This is a genomic window from Hymenobacter cavernae, from assembly GCF_014641455.1.
Classification (GTDB): domain Bacteria; phylum Bacteroidota; class Bacteroidia; order Cytophagales; family Hymenobacteraceae; genus Hymenobacter; species Hymenobacter cavernae.
Map to the genome: position 1 here is coordinate 282,660 of NZ_BMHT01000006.1, position 26,150 is coordinate 308,809.

22 protein-coding genes and 2 tRNA genes are annotated in these 26,150 nt (G+C 53.9%); 13 read left to right on the plus strand and 11 right to left on the minus strand.

The annotated features are described in order from the left end of the window. Positions 1-73: 73 nt before the first annotated feature. Positions 74-1,447 (plus strand): TolC family protein, encoded by a 1,374-nt coding sequence (locus IEX74_RS17205; RefSeq protein ID WP_188815249.1) that lies wholly within the window; start codon positions 74-76, stop codon positions 1,445-1,447. An 88-nt stretch (positions 1,448-1,535) separates the two neighbouring features. Here IEX74_RS17205 and IEX74_RS17210 read toward each other — a convergent pair whose 3' ends face one another. The 6 genes from IEX74_RS17210 to mltG form a co-directional block, all read right to left on the minus strand. Further along, positions 1,536-2,738 carry a zinc dependent phospholipase C family protein gene (locus tag IEX74_RS17210; protein WP_188815250.1) on the minus strand — a complete coding sequence of 401 codons (1,203 nt, stop codon included), beginning with the start codon at positions 2,736-2,738 and terminating at the stop codon, positions 1,536-1,538. Positions 2,739-3,027: 289 nt separating this feature from the next. Continuing rightward, positions 3,028-3,112, minus strand: a tRNA-Ser gene (locus IEX74_RS17215). A gap of 85 nt (positions 3,113-3,197) precedes the next feature. Then, a tRNA-Ser gene (locus IEX74_RS17220) sits at positions 3,198-3,284 on the minus strand. 111 nt (positions 3,285-3,395) lie between these two features. Then, positions 3,396-4,373, minus strand: coding sequence for a YihY/virulence factor BrkB family protein (locus IEX74_RS17225; RefSeq protein ID WP_188815251.1), 978 nt, complete (start codon positions 4,371-4,373; stop codon positions 3,396-3,398). Between the two features lie 101 nt (positions 4,374-4,474). After that, positions 4,475-4,978 carry an acyl-CoA thioesterase gene (locus IEX74_RS17230; protein WP_188815252.1) on the minus strand — a complete coding sequence of 168 codons (504 nt, stop codon included), beginning with the start codon at positions 4,976-4,978 and terminating at the stop codon, positions 4,475-4,477. A 130-nt stretch (positions 4,979-5,108) separates the two neighbouring features. After that, on the minus strand, positions 5,109-6,185 hold the full coding sequence (mltG, locus tag IEX74_RS17235) for an endolytic transglycosylase MltG (RefSeq protein ID WP_188815253.1): 1,077 nt from the start codon (positions 6,183-6,185) through the stop codon (positions 5,109-5,111). Between the two features lie 280 nt (positions 6,186-6,465). On the opposite strand from mltG, the gene IEX74_RS17240 reads away from it, so the two are divergent. After that, on the plus strand, positions 6,466-7,095 hold the full coding sequence (locus IEX74_RS17240) for an L-threonylcarbamoyladenylate synthase (protein WP_188815254.1): 630 nt from the start codon (positions 6,466-6,468) through the stop codon (positions 7,093-7,095). A gap of 61 nt (positions 7,096-7,156) precedes the next feature. Here IEX74_RS17240 and IEX74_RS17245 read toward each other — a convergent pair whose 3' ends face one another. Then, positions 7,157-8,047, minus strand: a complete 891-nt coding sequence (locus IEX74_RS17245) for a lysophospholipid acyltransferase family protein (protein ID WP_229755348.1) — start codon at positions 8,045-8,047, stop codon at positions 7,157-7,159. Next, positions 8,044-8,910: a hypothetical protein gene (locus IEX74_RS17250; protein WP_188815255.1), complete on the minus strand. Its 867-nt coding sequence runs from the start codon at positions 8,908-8,910 to the stop codon at positions 8,044-8,046. The genes IEX74_RS17245 and IEX74_RS17250 overlap by 4 nt, the downstream gene beginning before the upstream one ends. A gap of 129 nt (positions 8,911-9,039) precedes the next feature. Here IEX74_RS17250 and IEX74_RS17255 point away from each other — a divergent pair, with 129 nt between their 5' ends. Continuing rightward, entirely contained in the window at positions 9,040-9,672 is a 633-nt protein-coding gene (locus tag IEX74_RS17255; protein WP_188815256.1) for a WbqC family protein, read from the plus strand. 123 nt (positions 9,673-9,795) lie between these two features. Then, positions 9,796-12,402, plus strand: coding sequence for an ATP-dependent Clp protease ATP-binding subunit (locus IEX74_RS17260; RefSeq protein ID WP_188815257.1), 2,607 nt, complete (start codon positions 9,796-9,798; stop codon positions 12,400-12,402). A 214-nt stretch (positions 12,403-12,616) separates the two neighbouring features. Here IEX74_RS17260 and IEX74_RS17265 read toward each other — a convergent pair whose 3' ends face one another. Continuing rightward, positions 12,617-13,117 (minus strand): aryl-sulfate sulfotransferase, encoded by a 501-nt coding sequence (locus tag IEX74_RS17265; RefSeq protein WP_188815258.1) that lies wholly within the window; start codon positions 13,115-13,117, stop codon positions 12,617-12,619. A gap of 351 nt (positions 13,118-13,468) precedes the next feature. On the opposite strand from IEX74_RS17265, the gene IEX74_RS17270 reads away from it, so the two are divergent. The 4 genes from IEX74_RS17270 to IEX74_RS17285 all read left to right on the plus strand — a co-directional run bounded on the left by IEX74_RS17270 (position 13,469) and on the right by IEX74_RS17285 (position 17,591). Further along, on the plus strand, positions 13,469-15,037 hold the full coding sequence (locus IEX74_RS17270; protein WP_188815259.1) for an acyl-CoA carboxylase subunit beta: 1,569 nt from the start codon (positions 13,469-13,471) through the stop codon (positions 15,035-15,037). A gap of 37 nt (positions 15,038-15,074) precedes the next feature. Next, a complete protein-coding gene (locus IEX74_RS17275; RefSeq protein WP_188815260.1) occupies positions 15,075-15,575 on the plus strand; it encodes a DinB family protein in 501 nt (166 codons plus the stop codon). 42 nt (positions 15,576-15,617) lie between these two features. Further along, on the plus strand, positions 15,618-16,688 hold the full coding sequence (locus tag IEX74_RS17280; protein ID WP_188815261.1) for a M42 family metallopeptidase: 1,071 nt from the start codon (positions 15,618-15,620) through the stop codon (positions 16,686-16,688). 99 nt (positions 16,689-16,787) lie between these two features. Further along, complete coding sequence (locus tag IEX74_RS17285; RefSeq protein ID WP_188815262.1) at positions 16,788-17,591, plus strand: ABC transporter substrate-binding protein; 804 nt, start codon at positions 16,788-16,790, stop codon at positions 17,589-17,591. A 103-nt stretch (positions 17,592-17,694) separates the two neighbouring features. On the opposite strand, the gene IEX74_RS17290 is transcribed toward IEX74_RS17285, so the two are convergent. Continuing rightward, positions 17,695-18,936: a 3-phosphoshikimate 1-carboxyvinyltransferase gene (locus IEX74_RS17290; protein WP_188815263.1), complete on the minus strand. Its 1,242-nt coding sequence runs from the start codon at positions 18,934-18,936 to the stop codon at positions 17,695-17,697. Next, positions 18,933-19,973: a 3-dehydroquinate synthase gene (aroB, locus tag IEX74_RS17295; protein ID WP_188815264.1), complete on the minus strand. Its 1,041-nt coding sequence runs from the start codon at positions 19,971-19,973 to the stop codon at positions 18,933-18,935. Before aroB ends, IEX74_RS17290 begins: the two co-directional genes overlap by 4 nt. Positions 19,974-20,339: 366 nt before the next feature. Between aroB and IEX74_RS17300 the strand changes: the two genes are divergently transcribed. From IEX74_RS17300 to IEX74_RS17320, 5 genes are all read left to right on the plus strand, one after another. Then, entirely contained in the window at positions 20,340-20,768 is a 429-nt protein-coding gene (locus IEX74_RS17300) for a hypothetical protein (protein ID WP_188815265.1), read from the plus strand. Positions 20,769-20,947: 179 nt separating this feature from the next. Next, positions 20,948-22,138, plus strand: a complete 1,191-nt coding sequence (locus IEX74_RS17305) for a proline dehydrogenase family protein (RefSeq protein ID WP_188815266.1) — start codon at positions 20,948-20,950, stop codon at positions 22,136-22,138. Between the two features lie 105 nt (positions 22,139-22,243). Continuing rightward, positions 22,244-22,633, plus strand: coding sequence for a hypothetical protein (locus tag IEX74_RS17310; protein WP_188815267.1), 390 nt, complete (start codon positions 22,244-22,246; stop codon positions 22,631-22,633). Positions 22,634-22,781: 148 nt separating this feature from the next. Beyond that, positions 22,782-23,504, plus strand: coding sequence for a hypothetical protein (locus IEX74_RS23530; protein ID WP_373285585.1), 723 nt, complete (start codon positions 22,782-22,784; stop codon positions 23,502-23,504). A gap of 365 nt (positions 23,505-23,869) precedes the next feature. Then, entirely contained in the window at positions 23,870-26,023 is a 2,154-nt protein-coding gene (locus IEX74_RS17320; RefSeq protein ID WP_188815268.1) for a carboxy terminal-processing peptidase, read from the plus strand. The last annotated feature ends 127 nt before the right edge of the window (positions 26,024-26,150 follow it).

Consider the following 26,150-nt stretch of genomic DNA (forward strand, 5'->3'; position numbering starts at 1 on the left):
AAGCTCCTCCCTACTTATTTTGCCAATGTCCATTTTTCCTCTCCGTCTAACTTTTCTCTCGTCTCTCCTGCTCTTGTTAACGCCCTTGGCGCGGGCGCAGCAACAGAACCAGCTAGCTAGGCCGCAAAGCGTGGCCGATGCCGCCCCTTTAAGTTTGCAGGACGCTATTCGGCTCGGGCTGGAGCACAACTACGACATTCGCCTATCGCGGACCGACGAGGAAATTGCCCGTAACAACGTCACCAGGGGCAATGCCGGGCAGCTTCCGGTGGTTGATGCGGGCCTCACTCGTACGTACAACCTGAACTACTCGCGGCAACAAGTTGGTAGCGCCAACCCGAGTGTCGTGCGGGGTGGCCAGTCAAACGCCCTGGTCGGCAATGCCGGTGTGACGTGGACGATCTTCGATGGCTTCGGCATGTTCATCGCCTACGACCGTCTGAGAGCCTTACAGCAAAGTCAGCAGCAGCTTACGCGGGCTACGGTGGAAGAAACCGTGGAAAATATCAGCAATGCTTATTATGATGTGGTGCGCCAATCGGGCAAAATCAAGTCGCTGGAAGAAGCCCTAGCTATTGGCCAGCAGCGCATCGACCTGACGCAGGCGCAGGTTGATGTCGGCGTGAGTGCAAAGGTGGAAGTGCTTACGGCCCGCGTCGATTTCAACGCCGACCGCTCCTTGCTCATCCAGCAGCAAGAGCTGTTAACCACCGCTAAGATTACGCTCAACAACCTGCTAGGTCGTACGCCCACCACCGATTTCCGCCCCAGCGACTCTATCGTGGTGGCGCGTTCACTCAGTCAAGAAGCAATTCAGCAGGATATTGCGGTGAAGAATCCGCGCTTGCAGCAGGCGCGCGTAGGGCTACAGATTGCCAATTATGACCGCCGCCTGATTCGTGCCAGCCGGTTTCCGCGACTCGACCTGAATGGCAATTACGGCCTGACGCGCAACATCAACAATAACTTTATTCTGAACTCGCGTACCAACACCGGCGACCCTATTTCGACGGTCACGACCAATACCAACCGCGTGTACGGCCCGAACTACGGCTTCACCATTGCCTTGCCCGTGTTTAATGGGTTCAATAACCGGCGCTTAGAGCAGAACGCTCGCGTAGCGGAATCGCAAAGCCAGCTAGCTTTAGAACAAACTAATCTGAGCCTTTCTACCGAGGCGGCGCAGGCGTTTGCCCAATACCAAAATCGATTACAACTACTTCAGCTAGAAGAAGATAATATTACCCTAGCTCGTCAGAACGTGGCCATTGCGCTGGAACGCTACCGCTTAGGTTTGCTCACGCCCATCGTGTTGCGGGAGGCACAGCTCAGCCAGATTGCCGCGGCTACGCGCTTGCTGGATATTCGCTTCCAGGCCAAGCAGGCAGAGCTAGCTTTGCGTCGCCTTAGCGGCAGCCTGGTGCAGGAAACAGCCGCTCAGCCGTAAGAAGGATCGAGCTTTGAATGTTGAGTTAAGAACGTGTATACACGAAGACTGGCAGACCAGAATTTATTATTCAAAACTCAACAATTCTCTAACCTTTCGGCATTTTCAATGCTCGTAGTTCCTTCAAAGCTTCCTGCGTCTGCCGAATCGTGTCGGCTTCTTTCTCGTCTTCCGCTACCGGCGGCTTGGGCTTAGCGTCGTAAAATGTTAGAATATTTTGGCGCAGCTCGGGCTGCATATTCTCAAACTTCCGGTCGGCCAGCTTGCGCAACAGCTCGCCGTAGGTCTGGTCGGCCAGCGGGTACTCCCCTACTTTCGTTGCGTGGCCCGTGTCGAAATCGGTGTTGGGCAACCTAGGTCCCGTTGCCAGCGTGTCGGTCGGCTCGTGCTCCAACAGCGTGCAATACGAGGTCATCACCTTCTGAAAGCTTTGTCGGAAGAAGCGTTGCGCCTCGGGCGTCGGCAGCTTGAAGGCAAATGGCTGTAATGGCCCTATTTTCGGTAGCACTTTCACCAGCTTCGACAACAAGCGGGCGCCAAAGCCCGGCCGCTCGTAGTCGGCGCCAAACTCACGCTGAAAAGCGCGCTTATTCTGGCGGTACATATAGTCGCGGCGGCGTGCTCGTGGGCTGAGCCGCCGAATTTCTTTGCGCTGCGAGTGCCAAGCCGCCCGCGCTGCTGTCGGAATCAGCTCCTTCACCGACAGCCGGTAGCTGCTAATACTCAGGTCGACGTTGGCGATAACCTTACCGAGCGGCAGGCCATACGTTTTCTCAAATCCGCGCTCCAGCACCGGCTTACTCACCTTGAAGCCCACGGCGTTGTGGTAGCTCTCGGTGCGGTAGCGGCCAGCGGCCACCTGTACCACATCAAAGGCAAACTCCAGCTGGGTGTGCTGCTTAGGCGCCTCTTCGTAGGTGATGGACTTGCCATATTTCACGGCCAATTCCGGGTACACGGAAGCCATAGCTAGGTTGGTGCCTTCGGGGTGCCCGCTGATATCGGCGGCGTAGTGAGCCAGGGCACCTAAGGCAAACGCATATTCCTCCCGATTGCGCGCTTCGTCGAGCAGGTTGCGGACAAAATCCCCGCTTCGTACGTAGTGCGTCAGGTCGGTAAACAGCTTGGACCCAAATGGATAAAAGCCCATATCCTGAATAATGGCGCCTCCATAAGCATAAGCTTTGGCATCGAGCAGCTGCTCGGGAGTAGCATGGGGGTAATGCCGTTCCAGTAGCGGCAGAATGCATTTATCCCAGCAGGAATCAACATTCGCTTGGTGCGTGAGCACGGAATAGGCAGACGCCGACCCTGGCACAAATACCAACCAAGCTAAGACCCAAAACAGCCGTTTTAACATGAAATGACAGGGCAGAACGCGTATGTAACAAGCTTCAATACCTAAGTCTTGAGCCTAGGATCAACGCTTGCTGTTCTTCCTTATATAGGAAAATCACTAGCTGTACGCGAAAGCAAATCCAGAGTTGTAGGCTCAACCGTTGCGTGAGTTTCAGCATCTGAAAGCTAGGTAGCCCTAAAAAGCAAAGGCCCCGTTTCCAAGCTGGAAACGGGGCTTTTTGCAGAGGAGGAGGGATTCGAACCCCCGGAGGTTTAACCCTCAACGGTTTTCAAGACCGCCGCAATCGACCACTCTGCCACTCCTCTATGAGGTGAGTTGGTGAGTTTGCGAAATGGCGAGTGTCGCTGAACGACAAACTCACTAGTTCACCAACTCCTTATTTCACCGTCGCAGAGAGGGGGGGATTCGAACCCCCGATACCGTTGCCGGTATAACGGATTTCGAATCCGTCGCATTCGACCACTCTGCCACCTCTCTAAAGCCCCAAATTGAGTGCGTTTGGGGACGGCAAAAGTAAGAGCCAATGGATAATTAACAAGAAGAAAGACGCATTTTTTCTTCCAAAAACTTTCGGTCTGCACTCCTACCCTAGCCTTGGCTTACTGCTACTGCCTTATTATCAGTCATAACCGTCTTGAGACGACCGGTAACGGCATCGATGCTTACGTTCACCTCAAAACCTAGGATCAGGGTCATGCACACGAAATCCAGCCACACCATAAAGCCCACCAGCGTACCGATGGAGCCATAAAAGTGGTTGTAGCTGTCAAATATCTTGACGTAGAGGATAAAGAAAAACGACACCACGAAGATGAGCAGCGTAGCGATGATGGCCCCTACTGAGATGAACGGCCACTTGTTGTGCACCGGCGGCACGTAGTAGTATACCAGGCAGGTAGTGAGCAAAAACAGCCCCACCAACGAACCATACTTAATCAGAGTGATGAGCTGTGAGGTAAACTGCTCGGGCACTATCTCACTGAACACCAAGGCATCGATGATGTAAGTACCAAAGAAGATGCCGGCTACTGCTACCAACAGTACAGACGACAATACAATGGTAAGCAGCGTGGCAATGACGCGTTTACGTAGATAAGTACGCCGCTTGAACGAAGGGTATTTCTTTTCAAAGGCATCAAGCAGGGCCATAATGCCATTGGAACTCAGCACCAACGCCGCCAGGAAACCAAACGACAGCAAACCGCCGTGCGGGATGTTCACAATATCCTCAATGGTGGTGGCGGTAGCAGCGTACATCTCCCGCGGCATCAGGTCGCCGAGGAACTGCAGGATGTCCACATTCAGATTCGGAATGGGGATGTACGGAATGAGTGTGAACAAGAAGATAATCGTGGGAAACAGCGCTACCGTGAAGTTGAAGGCCATGTAGCTGGCTCGCTTCGTGACGCTATCCAGCTTTATCTCCTGAATCATCCGGTCGACTACATCGTACACGGAAGCCCGGCCGCGACCGAAACGCAAGCGCTTGAGCCACACAATAAACTTGCGATAAGAACGGCGGCGACGCACGTCGGGCAGGTGGTAACGACGAACGGGCAAACGCATTTTCAACTAACAGTTAACAGTTATCGATGAACAGGCAGGCCACTGCTGCGCTTCTTATCTTTCTGACAACTGCTCTTTGGCAATTGTTCACTGTTCATTACTCATTGTTCGTTGTCCTTCAGAAACGCGGCGGGTGCAGGCGCATCGGCGGGTAGCCTGCTGGCGGGTGGCGTGGTTGGCCCGGCGGTTTCCTCGTCCGTGAAGAAGGGTGCTAGCTTAGCCTGAATATCAGCCGGCACTGGCACCGGCCGGCCGTTGGCGGTACTCACGAACACCATCAGCGTGTGGCCTTCGGTGAGCAGCTGGTTGGCTTCGTTGTAGATTTCGTACTCAAACAACACCCGCGAACCTTCGCCCGGCTGACGCAGCAGCAAACGCACGGTCAGCAAATCGTCGTAGCGGGCGGGGCGGCGGAAGCGCGTGCGCAACTCCCCTACCGGCATACCCACGCCATCGGCTTCCAGGTCTTTGTAGCGAATACCTAGCTGCCGAAAGGCTTCCGTGCGGGCCACCTCAAAGTACGCAGCGTAGTTGCCGTGGTACACGTAGCCCATTTGGTCGGTTTCGGCGTAGCGGACGCGAATGTGGGTGTCGTAGGAGTACATTTTTAAAATGTTGAGTGTTGAATGTTGAATGTTGAGTTTTTAAACGAAGGTGGCTGATGCTGAATGAGCATGTTTTACGCAAGTACATTACTCAATTCAGCACTCAACATTCAAAACTCAACCCTTCCATTTACCGCATAATCCCCGTTCGGTTCAGGGCGGCTTGGTAGCGCCTAGCATTGACGAGGTGAGCGGCCTCGTTAGTCGCAAAGGCATGATAGCCGCTGAAGTCCTCTTTGGCGCAGAAATACAGGTAGTTGTGCTGCTCGGGGTCGAGCACGGCGTCGATGCTGGCGATGCTCGGCAAGTTGATGGGTCCGGGCGGCAAGCCGTTGTACATGTACGTGTTGTAGGGCGAATCCTTGGCTAGGTGCACGTTCAGTACGCGCTTGATAGTGAAGTCGTTATTGGCGTACACCACCGTTGGATCGGCCTGGAGCTTCATGCCGCGCTTGAGGCGGTTGAGGTACACGCCGGCCACGCGCGGGCGCTCATCAGCGTGCTGCTGCTGCTCGGCTTCCACGATGCTGGCCAGGGTGCTCACCTGGGCGCGCGTCAGACCTAGCTTCTCACGCTTGGCGTCGCGCTCGGGGGTCCAGAATTTCTCGTATTCCTTCTTCATGCGCTGCATGAGGTTTTCGGCCGAGGTGTTCCAGTACAGCTCGTAGGTGTTCGGGATGAACATCGTCAGGATGCTCGTGGTGTCGAAACCTAGGTTGCTGGTGTAGCTCGGGCTACTGAGCAGGCTGTCGAACTCATTCGGGCGGGCATCGATGGTGGTGCTGAGCTTCTTGGCTAGGTCGGAGCGCAGACGGATATTTTGAAACGTGAGCTTCAGCGGCGACTGAATGCCTTTGCGTAAGTCGTTGATCAGCTCGCGGTTGGTGTAGCCGTCTTTCAGCTCGTAGCGGCCGGGCTTCACGAGCTTGTCGTACTTCATCAGCCGCGCTACGAAGCGCAACGACAGCCGATCGACAATCACGTTTGTAGCGTCGATGGAGTCCAGCACGGCTTTGGCCGTTTCGCCCCGCCGCACCAGCACGAAGGTCGGCTGGCCTTTCGTCTCAACGTTGGGCGTGTAGAAAACCTGGTAGAAATAGTAGGAGAACGTGACGAGAAACAAGCCAATGATGCCCGTTACGTACGCGTAGATTCGGCGGCGGCGAAGGGCTTTGGCTTTGTAGTCGATGCGAGGCGGTTGAGCCATTTCGGAAAGAAAGCGGTGAAAACGGAAGGTGGGCAACCAACAATACTTTTTGCCGCTTCAAAAGTACAGCAATCTGCGTCGGTTTTGCGGTTGGGCTGTATCTGGCCCGGCACGCACGCCTATAACCTAGGTTGGTTTCCAGCCATAAATCGGCGCCAACCGTAACCTAAGAAGCCCAACGTGCGAATGAATACTCTTTATTTTAGGTGCTGGCCTCGTACTTTTCCGCGGGCACACAGCTTCTGAGCCTTTCCCTTTCACTCTTTATTTACCTCTTCCTATGGCCGCTACACTGCTTCGCATTCATCCCGATAATCCGCCCCTAAACCGATTGTTGCAGGCCGTGGAAGTGCTGCGCAACGGAGGCGTTATTATTTATCCAACCGATACGATCTACGGGTTGGGCTGCGATGTTTTCAATGCTAAAGCGGTGGAAAAGCTGTGCCGCATCAAAGGGATTCATCCTGACAAAGCGAATCTTTCCTTTATCTGCTCCGACTTGGCCAATATCACCGACTATGCCCACGGCATCACAACGCCCGTGTACAAAGTGCTCAAGAAAGCCTTGCCGGGACCGTTCACGTTCATCTTCGAAGCTAGCCCCAAAGCCCCACGCTACGGCGGCGTGAAGCGCAAGACGGTCGGTATTCGCGTGCCCGACCACAACATCTGCCTGGGTTTGGTGCGGGAGCTAGGTAACCCCATCGTCACCACCTCCATCCACGACGACGACGAGCTGCTGGAGTACACCACCGACCCCGACCTGATCTTCGAGAAATACCGCTCCTTGGTTGACTTGGTTATCGACGGCGGCTACGGCAACAACATCGCCAGCACCGTAGTCAACTGCACCAACGAAGATTTCGACATCGTCCGCCAAGGCGCCGGCGACATCGAGCAGTATCTGTGAAATGGTGAGGTGGTGAGATTGTGAGTAAAAAAGCAAATCACCACCTCACCATTTCACCACCTCACCGCTTGTGTTTCCAGCGGCGGTGCGACCATAAGTATTCGGCCGGTGCGGCTTGAATATCACGCTCTAGCTGGCGGGCAAAGGCTTCGGTGATAAAGTGCTCATCAGCTCCGATTGGCGATACACCATCGTACAATTCAGTCAGGATAATATCGTAATAGCCGCGCCGCACCCGCCGAATTCCTACGTAAAGTACCGGGCACTGGAAGCGGGCCGCAAGCCGATCAGCGCCGGTGTAGAAGCCAGTGTCCTGGTGCAGGAAGTCGGTCCAGTAGGGTTGATCCTCGGGGCCCGCGGCTTGGTCTGTGAGCAAAGCTAAGGTGCGGGTTTGGCCGCGCTGCCGGATCATGTCGCGCAGCGTATCGCGCATCGGTACCAGCTCCGCTCCTAGCCGCGTGCGCAGCCGCCGCATGAAGTACTCAAAGAACTTATTGCTAAGCGGCTTGTAAACCCCGTGCGACTTGCCCGGAAAATATGTGGCGGCCGACGACAAAATCCACTCCCAGTTACCGGCGTGCGACCCTAACGAAAGCACCGTGCGGCCCTGTTGAAATGCATTTTCCATCACTTCCGGGTTCTGAAACCTAGCTCGGCGCCGCAGTTCTTCGGCCGAAATCGTCTGTAGCTTCAGGATTTCGACAACTACTTGGGAAAAGTGCCGGTAGAAATCTTTCCCCAAACGCTCGACTTCCGCCGCCGATTTTTTCGGAAAGGCCTTACCTAGGTTTTCGGTTATGACTTTCCAGCGGTAGCGCAGGCCGTATGCCAGCAACAGGTAAATGCCGTCGGCTATGACGTAGAGCACGGCCAAAGGCAGGCTGGCCAAGCCCATCAGCAGCCACGAAAGCGGTCGGTAATACCACGGGAAAGAAGCAGATACGTTACTCATTTAGGCACAGCGGCGCCAGCTGGCGCGTAGGTTTCGGCTTCCCGACGAACGTGCGCCGTTTGAGAAGCCAGCACTTGTTTCCGAGCGTCGAGCACGTCAACGGTTAAGGTATAATTGCCGGTTGGCAGCGGCCCGAGCGGCAACTCGCCAAGAATGGTGGTCGGCTTTCCAGCAGCTACGTTATCCAGAGATGCCTCGGCATCGGCGGCAGCTCCTTCTTCCGATTGCAGATGATACCGCAAGCTCAGTTTCTGACTTTGCGGTGCCTGGTATAACTCTGCGTAGAAGTAAAGCTGGTTAGCGCCACGCGTGTACATGCCGCCGGGTGTGCGCGTCAGCAAGTAGCCGCCCCGCGTAAAATTGTTCTGTCCCGGCGACTTTGCGGCGGGGCGCGCCAGCAGCACCAGGTCGCTCAAGGCAGTGCCTTTGCCCGCTGATTGAAGCACCAGCGGCATCTCGGCAGTTCCTTCCGCGCCGGCGTGGTACTGGTCGCGCACCCGGCCGCGGAGCGTGTAGCTACCATCCAGTAGCACGATTCGCTTCTGAAAGCTCAGCGGGTTTTTGATGGCTGCCGTAGTATCGTTGAGCACGGGCGGCTTCAGCGTGATGGTTTCCTGGTAAGCAGGCTTGCCGTCAGCTTTCAGGATTTCCAGCGTCACGGTAGCGGCAGCCTGAAACGTTTTGGGCGCCCGTTGCCTATACGTCAGCGACTGGCTTGGCACCGTCACGTAGATTTCCACTTCGGCGCCTTTCACCGTCTGGTCCTGGTTGCGGAAGCGGGCTACGTCGAGTAGCAACTGAGGTGTAGCAGCCTGCGCCGTTGAGGCGATTAACCCAAGAAATAACAGAAGCAGCAAACGCATAGGAATACAAAAACCTAGGTATATGACAGGAATAAGACAAAGTGTCGGTACTTGCACCCATGAGGCCGGCAACGAACCTAGCTAGCCCCATTCAACACCCAACATTCAAAACTCCACATTTCCCTCGAAATGCCCGTTTTATTCGAAGCGCAGTACCATCCGCCCGCAACGTTTTTCGCCGAACTTATAGGGGCTGATTCGTTGTTACTAGAGAGCAAAGAGCATTACCGCAAGCAAACATACCGCAACCGCTGCCTGATTCTGACGGCGCAGGGCGTGAAGCCGCTCACGGTGCCGGTTGTTGATGGCAACCGGAGCGAAAAAGTGGGCATTGCGGCGCTGGAAATCGACTATCGGCAGAACTGGGTGCATCAACACTGGCGGACGCTCCAAACCGCGTACGGCGGCACACCGTATTTTGAATTTTACGCCGACTATCTCCACGATATTTACGTAAAGAAGATTCCGCTCCTATTTGACCTTAACCTAGCCCTGTTGTATTTTTATCTGCGTTGCCTTCGGATGCGAATTCCCGTGGAGTTCACCACTGAGTATCACCCCTCCTACGATCCCACAGCCGTGCGCGACCGGCGCGATTGGCTGACACCGAAAGGTGTTTCCGACTCCGAACCTGACAGGATGTCCGACTCTGGCAGGGTTCGACCCTACCCACAGTCCTTTGGCGCACGTTTTGTACCCAACTTAAGCATCCTGGACCTGCTTTTCATGCAAGGACCAGCCGCCGGTGGGTTTCTCGTGTAGCTTCACCACCGCCCTCGAACCTTCGCCCGACTTATCCTGTTTTCAGGTTGTATCGGCCCAACCCGCTCGAAAATCGCTTCGGCGCACTTGCGGGGTTCCCTTTTTCTTCACTACCTTATCTGCATGGAAGCTAAATTCTCAAATCGTGTCAAGGAGGTCATCTCCCTGAGTCGGGAGGAAGCCATCCGGCTTGGGCACGACTATATCGGTACCGAACATTTGCTATTGGGCATGATTCGCGAAGGCGAAGGCACTGCTATTGGATTACTCAAGAAACTGGGTGTATCGGTAGAGGAGCTGAAGTACGCCTTGGAACAAGCCACTCGCAATACGGCTACGCAGGGAACGAGCATTACCGGCTCCATCCCGCTGACCAAGCAAACCGAGAAAGTCCTCAAGATTACCTATCTGGAAGCCAAAATCTTCAAGAGCGAAATCATCGGCACCGAGCACCTGCTGCTGTCGATCCTGCGCGATGAAGACAATATCTCGTCTCAAATCCTTAGCAAATTCAACGTGAACTACGAATCTGTGCGTGACTCGCTGGATTATCACGGCAATGCCGCTAATAATCCCACGTCGGGCCCCGAGGCCGATGACGACGACAACGACCGCCTGTTTGGCGGCAACGCCGGTCGCGGTGGTGCCGGTGGCAGCGGCGCAGCAGCCAAGAAGCCCGGCGAAAAATCGCGCACCCCGGTGCTCGACAACTTCGGCCGTGACCTTACGAAGCTAGCTGAGGAAGACAAACTCGACCCTATCGTAGGTCGTGAAAAAGAAATTGAGCGCGTGGCCCAGATTCTGAGCCGCCGCAAGAAGAATAACCCAATCCTGATTGGTGAGCCTGGTGTTGGTAAAACAGCTATTGCTGAAGGCCTAGCTTTGCGCATCATCCAGAAGAAAGTTTCGCGCGTGCTGTTCGGTAAGCGTGTCGTTACGCTCGACCTAGCTTCGCTGGTGGCTGGTACCAAATACCGTGGTCAGTTTGAGGAGCGCATGAAGGCGGTGATGAACGAGCTGGAGAAGTCGCCTGATGTGATTCTGTTTATCGACGAGTTGCACACCATCGTGGGCGCTGGCGGTGCTTCGGGTTCGCTCGACGCTTCGAACATGTTCAAGCCTGCCCTGGCTCGCGGCGAAATCCAATGCATTGGCGCTACCACGCTTGATGAGTACCGTCAGTACATCGAGAAGGATGGTGCCCTGGCTCGTCGTTTCCAGATGGTGATGGTTGACCCAACCACGCCGGAAGAAACCATCGAGATTCTGCACAACATCAAAGACAAGTACCAGGATCACCACCATGTACTGTACACCGACAAAGCTATTGAGGCTTGCGTGAAGCTGTCGGATCGTTACATGAGCGACCGGTTCTTGCCAGACAAAGCCATCGACATTCTCGACGAGGCTGGTGCCCGCGTGCACATCAACAACATTGTGGTTCCCGAAGATATCTTGAAGCTCGAAGAGCAGATTGAGAACATCAAGTCGGAAAAGAACCGCGTGGTGAAGTCGCAGAAGTACGAAGAAGCTGCTCAGCTCCGCGATAAGGAGAAGAAGCTTCTGGAGCAACTCGACACGGCCAAGAAGAACTGGGAAGACGAGACCAAGAAGAAGCGGTACACCGTGAAAGAGGAAAACGTGGCAGAAGTTATTGCCATGATGACCGGCATCCCCGTGAACCGTGTTGCTCAGAACGAAGGCGAGAAATTGCTGAACATGGGTAACGAGCTGAAGGGCAAAGTAATCGGTCAGGACAAGGCTATTGCGCAGCTTGTGAAAGCTATTCAGCGTACTCGCGTTGGTTTGAAAGATCCGAAGAAGCCAATTGGTTCGTTCGTGTTCCTAGGTCCAACGGGTGTAGGTAAGACGGAGCTAGCTAAGGTGCTAGCTACCTATCTCTTCGACAAGGAGGATTCACTCGTGCGTATCGACATGAGTGAGTACATGGAGAAATTCAGCGTATCGCGCCTGGTTGGCGCGCCTCCCGGATACGTGGGTTACGAAGAAGGTGGTCAGTTGACGGAGAAAATCCGCCGCAAGCCATACTCGGTCATCCTGCTTGACGAGATTGAGAAAGCTCACCCCGATGTGTACAACTTGCTGCTGCAAGTGCTCGACGACGGTATCTTGACGGACGGCCTAGGTCGTAAGGTTGACTTCCGTAACACGATCATCATCATGACCTCCAACATTGGAGCCCGCGACTTGCAGGACTTCGGCGCTGGTATCGGCTTCGGCACTAAAGCTCGGAACGAGAACATGGATGAGATTACGAAAGGCACCATCACCAATGCCTTGCGCAAGACCTTCTCGCCGGAATTTCTTAACCGTTTGGACGATGTGATTGTCTTCAACTCGCTCGAGAAAAAAGACATCCACCGCATCATCGACATCTCGCTGGCGAAGCTGCTGGGCCGCATTCAGACTCTAGGTTACCGCGTAGAGTTGACCGAAGCCGCTAAGGACTTCGTGGCTGAGAAAGGCTACGATCCGAAGTTTGGTGCCCGTCCGCTGAACCGTGCTATCCAGAAGTACATCGAGGATCCGATTGCGGAGGAAATCCTGAAGGCTCAAGTGGTACAAGGTGATGTCATCACTGCCGACTACACGGAAGGCGCTGAAGAACTAACCTTCGCCGTGAGCAAAAGCGGTGAAACCCCAAACTTAGCTAGTGACGAGCGCCCCGAAGAGGCACCCGAGTCGCCAGAAGGAAAAAAGGGCGAATAACTTAAGTTGATTTAAATACTAGAAGGCCGGTTCCTGAAAAGGAGCCGGCCTTTTTGTTTAAGAAATTTGTGTGTAGTTAACAGTTCCTTATATGGCTTGTAGTCGTTTTCAAAACACTTTCCTATCTACCTGTGACGAACTTGGCTAAAAGCTAGAGACCTTGAATTTATAATTTTACCCGCTATAAGCTATGGACATTATTGTGCTGGAATTTTTATTTCTTTTTGATAAATATTCTCTGTCGGCCTTCTCGTTCAAGTATTATTAATGTATCATTTGTAAGTTCAACAATCTTATCAATGATCACTTCATAGTAGCTACCATTTCTATCTTGTTTTGCGTGGCCTTTATCAATTAGATACTGAGCTGCTGCACTGTATGGCTTTGGATATGATAATGTTTGATTTATTTCTTTTTTCTTCTCGTCATAGTACCATTCCCCTGTATCAATGTTTTTGGGTGTAAATTGCTTCGAGTAAGTTCCGTTAGCGTTGTAGACCATTAAAGGGCCTCTTGGAATTTCCCACCCCTTTTTGCCTAGCCCTGGTACATTATGCCAAATGGTGTCAACCTTGTTCCCTTTATCGTCTCTTAATTCAGAGAATTCCCAACCCCCAATTAACTCACTTCTTAATCCCTTGTTCTTATTAGATTGTCCAAACCCATAAACTGAAATAAAAACCATCAATATTGATATTAATCCAAATCTTGTCATCAGTTCTTTTTTAGTTAGATGTATTATCGCAACCCAATAGCAATTATCGTACAAACGGCTGCGGTAGTGCTGCTATTCGGGTACAAAATCTATCTATGGAATATGCCTCCGAGTTCAAGCATGAATTCGTGGATGAGCAGATATATCTGTGGAGCACCTGGATATGCTAGGTATTGTGATGTGTAGGTTACCCCCACGAAACATCATGTAAACCATCTTTTTTCCATTAGTCGAAATGACGGTCTTCACGCTTCTATACAGATAAGACGGAAAGCTGCACCAAATCTGGTGCGGCTTTTTTTGTATCGTTCGGTTACCTTTGAAAATCTCGTTTACCCCACCCCATTTCGCATGTCTCAATCGAACCACGAAGCGCACCTAGGTAAGTTTGAAGCCCTTGAACGCAAGAATGCCGAAGCGCTGCTCGGCGGCGGCCAGGCCCGCATAGATGCTCAGCACAAAAAAGGCAAGCTCACCGCCCGCGAACGAATAGATCTACTCATGGACGAAGGCTCGTTCGAGGAAATCGGCAAGTTTGTAATGCACCGCTCCAAGGACTTTGGCTTAGATAAGGAGTACTACCTAGGTGACGGCGTTGTGACGGGCTACGGCACCGTGAACGGCCGCTTGGTGTACGTCTTCTCGCAGGACTTCACCGTTTTTGGCGGCTCCCTGAGCGAGACGCACGCCGAGAAAATCGTGAAGATCATGGACCTAGCTATGAAGAACGGCGCACCCGTTATTGGTCTGAATGACTCGGGTGGGGCGCGTATTCAGGAGGGTGTGGTGAGCCTAGGTGGCTATGCTGATATCTTCTATAAGAATACTCTAGCCTCGGGTGTAGTGCCGCAGTTATCGGCCGTGATGGGGCCGTGTGCAGGCGGGGCGGTGTACTCGCCCGCTATTACTGACTTTATCCTAATGGTAGAGGACACGAGCTATATGTTCGTGACCGGACCGAACGTGGTGAAGACGGTGACGCACGAAAACGTGACCAGCGAGGAGCTAGGTGGTGCCAGCACGCACTCGGCCAAGAGCGGCGTAACGCATTTCTCCTGTGCTAATGAGGTGGTCTGCATCAACAACATCAAACAGCTGCTGAGCTACATGCCGCAGAACTGCGAGGAAACTGCCCCAGCCCTCCCCTACTCACCCGAAGGTGACGAGCTACGGCCCGAGTTGAACAACATCATCCCGGAAAACCCCAACCAGCCCTACGACATTCGTGACGTCATTCACGGCGTGATTGATGCGGGCTCGTTTCTGGAAGTACACCAGAATTTTGCCGAGAACATTGTAGTTGGCTTTGCTAGGCTAGGTGGGCGGAGCATCGGTATTGTGGGCAACCAGCCGGCCGTACTGGCGGGCGTGCTCGATATTAATGCGAGCACAAAGGCTGCGCGTTTTGTGCGCTTCTGCGACGCGTTCAATATTCCGCTGCTGGTGCTGGAAGACGTGCCCGGCTTCCTGCCCGGCACCGATCAGGAGTGGCGCGGCATTATTACGAACGGCGCCAAGCTGCTGTATGCGTTCTGCGAAGCTACGGTGCCGCGTATTACCGTCATTACCCGCAAAGCGTATGGCGGCGCCTACGATGTGATGAACTCCAAACACATTGGCGCCGATATGAACTACGCGTGGCCTACGGCCGAAATTGCCGTGATGGGCGCGAAAGGAGCCGCCGAAATCATCTTCAAGCGCGAAATCGCGCAGGCCGAAGACCCGGAGACCAAGCTTCAGGAAAAAGTAGACGAGTACCAGCAGAAGTTTGCCACGCCGTACCGGGCGGCGCACCGCGGCTTCGTGGATGAAGTGATTGTGCCAGCCCAAACGCGCCAAAAACTCATCCGGGCACTTAAGATGTTGGAAAACAAAGTAGACACAATGCCACGGAAGAAGCACGGCAACATCCCGCTCTAATTAGCAGGCCTCTTCCTTTATTAACAATCCCTTTAGTATGTACCGCCACATCTCAGACTTCCTAGCCGATTGGCAAATGGAAACGGCCTCTACCAGCAAGGTGCTAGAGGCTCTCACAGATTCTTCGCTCACGCAGCCTATCACGGCCGAAGGCCGGACCCTAGGTCAGCTAGCTTGGCACGTAGTGCAGACCCTGACGGAGATGCCGCACAATGCAGGCTTGCTAGATAATAATGAGCTAGAAAACCAGCCTGTGCCTACTTCAGCCGCCACTTTTGGCGAAACGTACGCGCGCTTAGCGAAGCAAGTGGCCGCCATAGTAGAGGAGCGCTGGACCGACGATCAGCTAGGTGATGAGGTTCCGATGTACGGTGACGTGATGACGAAGCGTTTTATTTTGTCGCTGCTGATTCGCCATGAGGTTCACCACCGCGGGCAAATGACCGTATTGATGCGTCAGGCCGGCTTGCGGGTACCTGGGGTATATGGCCCTACTCGCGAAGACTGGGTGGAATGGGGTATGCCTGTTCCTGCCTAGGCTGTTACTAATTTCACAGGCTTTTCAACTTAGATTTTCTATATGCGTCCGGAATCTTTTGAGTTTCTTCAGAAATACCTGAATAATCCTTCGCCTACTGGCTTCGAGAAAGAAGGCCAGAAACTATGGCTCGACTACCTTAAGCCCTACATTGACACGTATTTCGTTGACACCTATGGCACTGCCGTTGGGGTTATCAACCCGGATGCGAAGTACAAAGTCGTGATTGAGGCCCACGCCGACGAAATTGCCTACTTCGTCAACTATATCACGAAGGAAGGCTACATCTACCTGCGTCGCAACGGCGGCTCTGATGCCCTGATTGCGCCTTCTAAGCGGGTTAACATTCACACGGCCAAGGGCATGGTGAAGGCGGTGTTTGGCTGGCCGGCCATCCACGTACGCAAACCCGATCAGGATAAAGCTCCGACGATCGAAACCATCTTCCTGGACTGCGGCGCCTCATCAAAGCAGGAAGTCGAAGAAATGGGCGTGCACGTAGGCTCCGTCGTTACGTTTGAGGATGAGTTCTCGGTGCTGAACAACAAGTACTACGTAGGCCGCGCGCTCGACAACCGAGTTGGCGGCTTCATGATTGCCGAAGTTGCTCGGCGATTAAAGGAAGAGGGAAAGCAGCTGCCATTCGGCCTTTACATCGTGAATGCGGTGCAGGAAGAAATCGGTTTGCGTGGCGCGGAAATGATTGCGCACCGCATCATGCCCGACGCCGCCATCATCACCGACGTGATTCACGACACCCAGTCGCCGATGTACGAGAAGAAGACGGCCGGCGACCTAGCTTGCGGCAAAGGCCCGGTAATCACCTACGGCCCAGCCGTGCAGAACAACCTGCGCGACCTCATCATCCGGACGGCTGAAGAAACCGAAACGCCCTTCCAGCGTGCCGCCGCTACCCGCGCCACCGGCACGGACACCGATGCCTTCGCCTACGCTGGCGCCGGTGTAGCTTCGGCACTTATCTCCTTGCCGCTGAAGTACATGCACACCACTGTAGAGACGGTACACCAGGACGACGTAGAGAATGTAATTAAGCTCATCTACGAAACGCTGTTCCGCATCGAAGATGGCCACGACTTCCGGTACTTTTCTTAAGTTTTAACCCGTTTGCTTAAGTAAGGGCCTGCGTAGGCTAGGATGAACATCACCTAGCTTACGCAGGCCCTTCGCTATCTACAAGCTAGGTTCTTGCGCATGCATCTCCCGCCAACTCCTTCCCTCCCACTCACCCTCACTGACCAGCTAGGCCGGCGGGTGGTAGTGCCATATCCGCCCCAACGTATCGTGTCGTTGGTGCCTTCGCAAACGGAATTACTGTTTGACCTAGGCCTAGGTACGCGGGTGGTCGGCGTAACGAAGTTCTGCATACACCCTAGCCAAGCGCGGCAACGAGCCACTGTTATCGGTGGCACGAAGAACTTCGACTTTGAGAAGATTGCGGCGCTCAAGCCCGATCTTATTCTAGGCAACAAGGAAGAAAATTACCAGGAAGGTATTGAACAGCTAGCAGATCAATATCCCGTCTGGCTCAGCGACATCAGCACGCTGGAGGAGGCCTTGCACATGATTCGGCAAGTGGGCATGCTTACGGCTACGCAAGCTAAAGCCGAGGCTCTGGCGACTGATATAGCGGATTCTTTCGCAAACCTAGGTTCTACTGCTTCACCTGTTTCAGCAGCGTATTTCATCTGGCGCAAGCCGTACATGGTGGCAGCAAGCGGTACGTTCATTAACGATTTGCTCACCCGCGCAGGGTTCCGCAACATTTTTGCTGGGCAGAGCCGCTATCCGGAAATTACCCGCGAGCAACTAGCTGACGCTGCGCCTCAGGTTATCTTTCTCTCTTCGGAACCCTACCCTTTTAAGGAAAAGCATGTGTCGGAATTTGCCGAGATGTGCCCCAAGGCAGCCATCCGTATTGTCGATGGCGAGCTATTCAGCTGGTATGGCAGTCGGCTGCGCTACTCGGCGGCTTACTTTCGAGAACTGCACCCATAAACTGTCATTCCGAGCTAAGCGAGGAATCTGAGTAAATTACCTAGGTTAGCCACTCAGATTCCTCGCTTAGCTCGGAATGACAGTTTGTTGATTATTAGTCAGATTACCCAATCTGAAAGCCAGCCTTTTCCAGCTCGCTCCAGAACTGCGGATACGACTTGCGCACCACTTTTGGGTCCTGAATGGTTAGCGGGCCACGTATAGCGAGGGGCGCGAAAGCCATGGCCATACGGTGGTCGTGGTAGGTGGCTACCTCCTGCCCATTCACCTGAAAGTTCTCGGACGTGACGCGAAAATGTGCGTCGGCTTCTTCGAGTAGATACGCCCTGAAGCTAGCTAGCTCGGTCTGCAACGCGGCAATGCGGTCGGTTTCCTTAATGCGCAGGCTTTCCAGGCCCGTCATAACCAAGTTAATACCTTTAGCAGCTGCCACAACCGCTACGGTTTGAGCTAGGTCAGGACAATCGGTGAAGTCGTGGGTGAGTTCCGTAGCAGACGGTATTTGGGTCAGGCGCACGCCATCAGCCACGAACTCGGTAGCTACCCCTAGCTTTTCCATGATGCCGACGATGGCCTGGTCACCTTGCCAGGAATACTGGCGCAAGCCTGGCAGCGTAATCTCGGAACCAGCCGGCCCGAGCGCCACCATGGCGTACCAGTAGCTAGCCGCCGACCAGTCGGACTCAATCGTGTAATCGGCTGACTGGTAAGCAGCAGGGCGCACTTCCAGCACGCTGCCCAGGTCACGGAAGCTCGCGCCGAAGTGCTGCATCAGCGCCTGCGTCATGCGGATGTAAGGCCGCGAGCCGACCTTACCCACCAGGTTCACGCGCAAACCGCTAGGCAGCATAGGCCCGATCATGAGCAATGCTGAGATATACTGGCTGCTGATGTCGCCGCGGACGCTTAGCTCAGCCAGCTCGCCGTCAGCGGTGGCTTCGGGCTGCCAGCCTTGCAGGCGTAAGGGCGGAAAGCCTTCAGTTTCGGCGTATTCAATGCGGGCACCTAGCTCACGTAGCGCATCTACCAGCACCATAATGGGGCGCTCCTTCATGCGAGCGGTGCCCGTGAGCAAGGCATGGCGGTTCGTTACAGCTAAATAGGCCGTCAGGAAGCGCATGACAGTGCCCGCATCCTCGGCATCAAGGGCTTCGGCCGTTGGGTCGGCCAACAGACGCTGCATGAGCTGCGTGTCGTTGGCGTCAGAAAGGTTGTCGAGACGGCCGCTGCCAGCTAGGGCTTGAATGATGAGGGCACGGTTGCTCTCACTTTTGGAAGCGGGCAATTGGGCCGTGCCGCTGAGCGGAGCACCGGACCACTGAAGCGTCAGAGAGGTCGAATTCACAGGCGATGATAGTAACGGAGCGACGCAGCCAACTCGGCCAGGGTCACGGGTTGATCGTACACGGCGTGGCCAATGCCTTGCAGCAGTGTACAGTTGATAGTAGTACCCACGTTCTTTTTATCTTGCAAAGCTAGCTCGGCAATGGCGTCGGTTTCGAGCGTCACAAAGTGGATCTTCTCATACACTGAAAAGAGGAACGTTTCAATTTTATCTAGCTCTTCGGGGCTAAGCAGGCCTTTTTGCACCGAAAGCCAGCTTTCGCACACCATACCTGCTGCAATAGCTTCGCCGTGCAGCACTTCGCGGCCAGGCTGCCCGAGCAGGTAGCTTTCCAGCGCGTGCCCTACCGTATGGCCGAAGTTCAGGATTTTGCGCAGGCCGCTCTCCAGCGGATCAGCCTCCACAATGCGCTGCTTTGTGGCTACCGACTCGCGAATAATCGGCGTCCAGTCGTCCACGAACATGCCTTGCCAGCGCTGCTCTTCGAAAGTCGCTGCGTCGGCAATGAGCCAGTGCTTCACAATCTCCGCGTAGCCTGATTTCAGTTGCCGTGGGTCGAGTGTAGTCAGGAAGGCCGGATCGATAAACACGCCCGCTGGCTCCTGAAACACGCCGAGCTGGTTTTTGAAGTTCTGGAAATCGACGCCAGTTTTGCCGCCTACGCTAGCATCTACCTGAGCCAGCAGCGTAGTGGGCACCTGCATGCACCGAATGCCTCGCTTATAAAGCGCCGCACACAAGCCGCCCATATCCGTGATGACGCCGCCACCTAGGTTGACCAACACCCCAAAGCGGTCGGTGCGGTACTCGGTGAGGCAGTTCCACACGTTTTCGCAGGTAGACAGGGTTTTATATTCCTCGCCAGCCGGAACTTCAATCAGATGATGGTCTTCGGGCAGGTGTGGCAACAGCAATGGATAGCAGAGCCGGGCCGTGTTAGAGTCGGTCAGTACCAGCACGCGGCTTACGGCGGGTTGGCGAAGCAATGTACCTAAGGCAGGTAGCGCCTCTGAACCGAAAGAGAGCGGAGCGTTCAATGGAAAGTGCTTTTTGCGAAACAGAACGTCACCCAGATGTGGGTACCTGGCAAAAGTAGCGGGTTCCGCGTAATGCCGCCTACTGCTATTACCCGAAGCAAGCCGTTCCTTCTACTTTTTACGGCGGCGTCTTCCTTTGATGCAGCAAAAAGCGAGTTGACCGTAGCGGCTGCGGCTGCGCATCGTAAACAAACTCTTTTGCAAAAATCAGCGTTTTATCATGTAACCCTCATATTACCAAGGACAAGGCTTAGCCTTGCTCCTATTGCAACCTTAGCCGTCTGGCGAGAGTCATCTTTGCAGCCAGCTTTGGCAAACGCCGCTTGAAGCTAGCTTTCCACCTCACCCAACCCACCTGATTTTGCCATGAACCAGCGCTCATCACTCATCTATTCGCTCTTCTTTTTGCTGCTTACCGCCGTGTTAGTGAGCTGTGATAAAGACAAAGACGTTGCTACGCCCAAGCCCAACATTCTCGTCGGCCGTTGGGATTTGTACCAGACCAGCGGCGGTTTCGCCGGCAATACTATGGAAATAGCGGCTGGCACGTCGCAGCTAGAGTTTACCGCCGATAGCACCGTTCGTTTCTATGACAAAGGCAAGCTCGTGGATACGCGTCAGTACTCGGTACGAGCCAGCACCAGCCCGGCCGATGGCACGCCGGCCCAGATGATCTTCTACATTGTACCGGGTGCACGTTATAGCCCTCAGCACCTCGAGGTTAGCAACGACCAACTCATCCTGACGGATGATATGGCTGATGGCTACGTTCATCGTTACCGGCGCATAAAGTAACACAAGCAACTTTGCGAGAAGTAGCACCTGAAGCTAGCCTTTGGCCGCTGCGCACACGTACACAGGGCAGATAGCAGCGGGGCGGAACGAAGGCGGGGTGGAACCCAGTTGCCCGCTTTAACGCCCTTTACCGGCTATCTTCGCCCCGCCGTACGTTCTATTTAAACCCACCCCTGATTATGCCCGCAACCCAGGCTGCTCCCATTTCTTTTGAGAACACTGCTATTGCCTTCGCGGGCAAATCGGATGGCGAACTGCGCCGCATGTACGCGCTGTTTGCCGCCATGAACAGCAATTCGCTGGTCAAAACCGGGAGCGGCCTCATGAACCTGGCCCTGAAGTGGCGTCTGCCGGTCAAGTTTGCTATTAAGCAAACAATTTTCAAGCAATTCTGCGGCGGCGAAACCATTCGGGAGTGCCTACCGGTCATTGAGGAGCTAGGTCGCTACCACATCGGTACCATTCTCGACTACTCGGTGGAGGGCGAAGGCAGCGACAAAAGCTTCGACGCGACCTGCAACGAGATTCTGGCGACCATCGATATGGCGCACCGCTCGACCCACATTCCATTCTCGGTTTTCAAGGTAACGGGCGTAGCCGACAGCGATATTCTGGAGAAGATACAGGCAGGCAAAGCCCTATCAGCTACTGAGAAAGCTAGCTTTGAGCGCTCCAAAAACCGCATCAATGCCATTTGCGAGCGGGCGCATCAGTACGGCGTGCGCGTGTTCGTCGATGCCGAAGAAAGCTGGTTTCAGCAGACTATTGACGACCTGACGTACGAGATGATGGCGCGCTACAACCGCGAGTCGGCCATCGTCTGGAACACGTATCAGCTCTACCGCCACGACCGGCTCGACGCCATCAAGCACGCTGCCGATGTGGCGGAGCGCGAGGGCTATTACCTAGGTGGCAAGCTCGTGCGCGGCGCCTACCTCGAAAAGGAAAGCCGAGTAGCAGCGCAGCGCGGCTACACGAACCCTATCAACCCAACGAAGAACGCTACCGATGCCCTCTACGATGAAGCGTTGCACTACTGCGTAGAGCGCGTGGAGCGCATCAGCTTCTGTGCTGGCACTCACAATGAAGCTAGTTCTTTGTTGCTCACCGAGTTAATGCAGGAGCACAACCTGCGCCCCGGCGATTCGCGCATCTGGTTTGCCCAGCTCTACGGCATGAGCGACAACCTCAGCTACAACCTAGCCGACGCTGGTTATAATACGGCTAAGTATGTACCTTATGGCCCTGTTGAGGCTGTAATGCCCTATCTACTACGCCGCGCCAACGAAAATACGGCCATTGCGGGCCAAAGCAGCCGCGAGTTCCTGCTGATCCAAAAGGAAATGGCACGCCGCAAGCTTGCCAAGTAGCGAGTGCTAGGTGGCGGCACAATTTTGGTTTAAGGTGGGTCGCTGCTTGGGTATTATGTCCTAATCAGCGTTCTTGGCTTCCTCTCCCTCACCCACCGTTTGCCCATGATTAGTCGCCTTCGTAATCACCTTATCCGCTTTTCCCGCCACCAGGTAGGTACTACCAGCTATCTGAACCTAGTGCAGGATGCGGAGCTAGGTTTCAACCTAGAAATCTCCCACGAAAAAGCCCGCCTGAACGAATTACTGGCCGAGCTGTCAGAAGAAGAGTACCGTGCAGGTCGCCCTATTCTGAGCTGCCTGGTGAAAGTGGAAGGCTCAAAAGGCCAAGGCGACAACTTCTACAAGCTCTGCGAACGGCTAGGCCTGGGTGAGTGGCGCACGCTCAAACACGACCCCGATTTCCTAAAAGGCTTGCGCACGGCGTGCCGCGCTTTTTGGCAGGATGACGCCAATTATGAAAAATTCGGGCAAGCTGATAAGCTATACACCTGATTTGGAATGGGTTAAGATAAAGTAAGGTAAAATTTCTGTAACCCCTGCGGAGAGGCTCCCGTTAAGCTATACAATTCCAACGCTCAATTTCTGGGGCCCCTTGGAATAAAAACTCTCTCCCCAACCAACCTTTAACTTTCTCCACCCCATGCAAACCAACGAATCGATCAATCCGGAAAATGCTGGCACTGGTTCAGGCGCAAACTATGGTACCGGCGCAACTGGTACTGGCTACAGCGCTAGCAATCCAACCACTTCCAATACTACTTCCAGCGGCAACCTAGGTAACTCTAGCATAGGCGATGCTGGCAATGCGGGTGCCTCTACCTACGGTACAGCTTCAGGTGGTACTACTTCAGGCTCTACTACCTACGCTACCTTCAGCGACCGTGCTAGCGCTGAGCGTGCTTATAACTCGCTGTCGTCGCGCGGCTATTCGAAGGATGATGTGAACGTATTGATGTCAGACGACACGCGTAAAACTCACTTCGGTGACAACACGCCTGACTCCGACCTAGGTGATAAGGCCATGGAAGGTGCCGGCGTAGGCTCGGCCATTGGTGGCACGGCTGGTGCTATCATCGGTGCTATTGCCGCTATCGGTACTTCGGTAGCTTTGCCAGGCCTAGGTTTGGTAATCGCTGGCCCGATTGCTGCTGCACTGGCTGGTGCCGGTGCCGGTGGTCTAACGGGTGGTTTGGTAGGTGCACTAGTAGGGTCGGGCATCCCGGAAGAGCACGCTGCTGAGTACGAAAGCGACATCAAAAACGGTGGTATCGTGATGGGTGTGAAACACCGCAACCCAGAAGATGCTGACTATCTGCACAACGAATTCCAGAGCAGCAACGCCAGCAAAGTGCGTAGCTACTAATTAGTTCTGCTTCCCTGCCTTTTAACCCGGCGGTGCATAAATTCGAAAAGGCCTCCCTCAAAAAAGGGAGGCCTTTTATGTTATCCGAAAGTTGAGCTAGCTTTTTCACCGGCTACTCATCTTTGCCTAATTTTTTACCCATGATTGGCGGCATCCTTTTATCTTTTAAACGTTAAAGGTATGATAGCCACCTAGGTCTGCGGTCAGCCATTCTGCCAGTACACTCTTCCGCTCGCAGATTTAATTAGCGGGCACTTATTTAGCCGCTGCACACGTTTTAAAGTCGTAATCCGGTTGCTTCCCTCCCTAGTACCAGGATCGACTTTTACGTATATTTGATTTTCCTCCAATTTACATAGCATTCTATGTCTTTCCCCCGACTGAAAGTAGGTCTGTATGCTTCGTTGGTGCTGGCCATTTTCGTGCTGGCTTCTTACAAGCTATACCGGCGCAACGATACGAGTGTGCCTCAGAAAGATGAGGTGCTAATCAAGGCGATGTTGCAGGGGCTAAGTGCCGCGCACTACCAGCCCGAACGCATTGATGACAACTTCTCGAAGCGCGTATTTGACCTATACCTGAAGCGTGTCGACGTCAACAAGAAGTTTTTGCTGGCAAGCGACGTGGCGCAACTGCGCCGCTATCAGGCTGACATTGACGACGAAGTGCGCCGTGGCACCCACGAGTTCCTGGATCAGACCACACAACTCATGGATCAGCGCACCAAAGAAGTGCAAGCACTGTACCGCGAAATTTTATCTAAGCCTTTTGAATTCACGACTGATGAATCGTATCAGTCGGAGCCCGATAAGGCTACGTTCCCGGCTGATAAGGCAGCCCAGCGCGAAGAATGGCGTAAGTACCTGAAGTTCCAGACCATGATTCGGGTTTCGGAAATGATGGACGAGCAAGCCAAGCGCAAGGAAAAGAGCAATGCAACTGCTTCAACGGCTAACAACATCGTGGCTACTGCTGAGCCTGACCGTACACCTGCCCAGATGGAAATTGAAGCCCGTAAGCGCGTGCTGAAGTATCTGGACGAGCAGTTCAACGACATGAGCCAGACGGACGCCAATGAGCGGTTAGCGTCTTATGCCAATACCATTGCTAATACGTACGACCCGCACACTGAGTACTTCGCTCCTCGTCAGAAAGACGATTTTGATGAGGCCCTAACCGGCCGCTTTGAAGGCATTGGTGCTTCGCTGCAAGAGAAAGACGGTCAGATCAAAGTAGCTGACCTGATTCCAGGTAGCGCTTCTTACCGCCAAGGTGAGTTGAAAGCCGGTGACATCATCATGCGGGTGGCCCAGGGTCCAGCTGAGCCGGTTTCAGTGGAGGGTTTGCGCCTAGATAAGGCTGTAGCCCTGATCAAAGGCAAAAAAGGCACGGAAGTTCGCCTCACGGTGAAAAAACCGGACGGCACTATCAAGGTGATTCCGATCATCCGTGACGTAGTTATCCGTGAAGAAACCTATGCGCAATCTGCCCTTGTGAATGACAATGGCAAGAAGATCGGCTACATCCGTTTGCCTGGCTTCTATGCTGATTTCAATGACAATAACGGTGGCCGCAGCAGCGCCGACGACGTGAAGAAGGAGTTGGCTAAGCTCAAGCAGGAAAACGCCCAAGGTGTTGTGCTTGACTTGCGTTTTAACGGTGGTGGCTCTTTGCAGGATGCCGTAGAAATGGCTGGCTTGTTCTTCGAAAGTGGTCCTGTTGTGCAGGTTCGTTCTGGCCAGGGCCAAGCTAGCATCCTCAACGACCGTGATCCCAGCGTGCAGTACGGCGGTCCGCTAGTAGTACTCGTGAATAAGTATAGCGCTTCGGCTTCTGAAATCTTGGCAGCTGCTGTTCAAGACTATAAGCGTGGCGTCATCATGGGCTCAGCTAGCACTTACGGTAAAGGCACCGTGCAACGCATCTTCGACCTTGATGATGCGATGCCTCAAGAGTTTAACAACATCAAGCCGTTTGGCTCGCTAAAGCTAACAACGCAAAAGTTCTACCGCATCAATGGTGGCTCTACACAGTTTAAAGGCGTTGTGCCCGATGTTATCCTGCCTGACGCTTACAGCTACCTAGACGAAGGTGAGAAGGATTCGGACTACCCACTGAAATGGGATGAAATCAGTTCGGCTAAATACCGCATTTGGAATTCGCCTGCTTTGCCTATCGACAAGCTCCGTGCTAACAGCCAGGCTCGTGTAGCATCCAGCCCTAGCTTCAAGCTCATCAATGATATGGTGCAGCGTCGTCGCAAGCGCAAGGATGACACGATGGTTTCGCTGAAGCTAGCTACCTTCCGCGCCGAGCAGGCTGAAGCCAAAGCTGAGTCTAACAAGTACGAGCAGATTGAGAAAGGCGTCCAGCCGCTCAACATCGTGCCGCTCGCTTACGATCTAAAGCAATGGGGACCCGACTCGGTGAAAGTGAATCGCAACCTGCGTTTCACCAAGAATCTAAAGAAAGACGTGACCCTGCGTGAAGCTATTTCGGTGGTAAAAGACCAGATCTAAACCTAGGTCTCAACTAAGTAGTCGAAAGCCCTGCTAACGAAAGTTGGCGGGGCTTTTTGCTTTGGTTTACGCCTCCTTGCTCGTCATGCTGAGCTTAGCGAAGATCTCTCCGACTTCATTGCTGGCG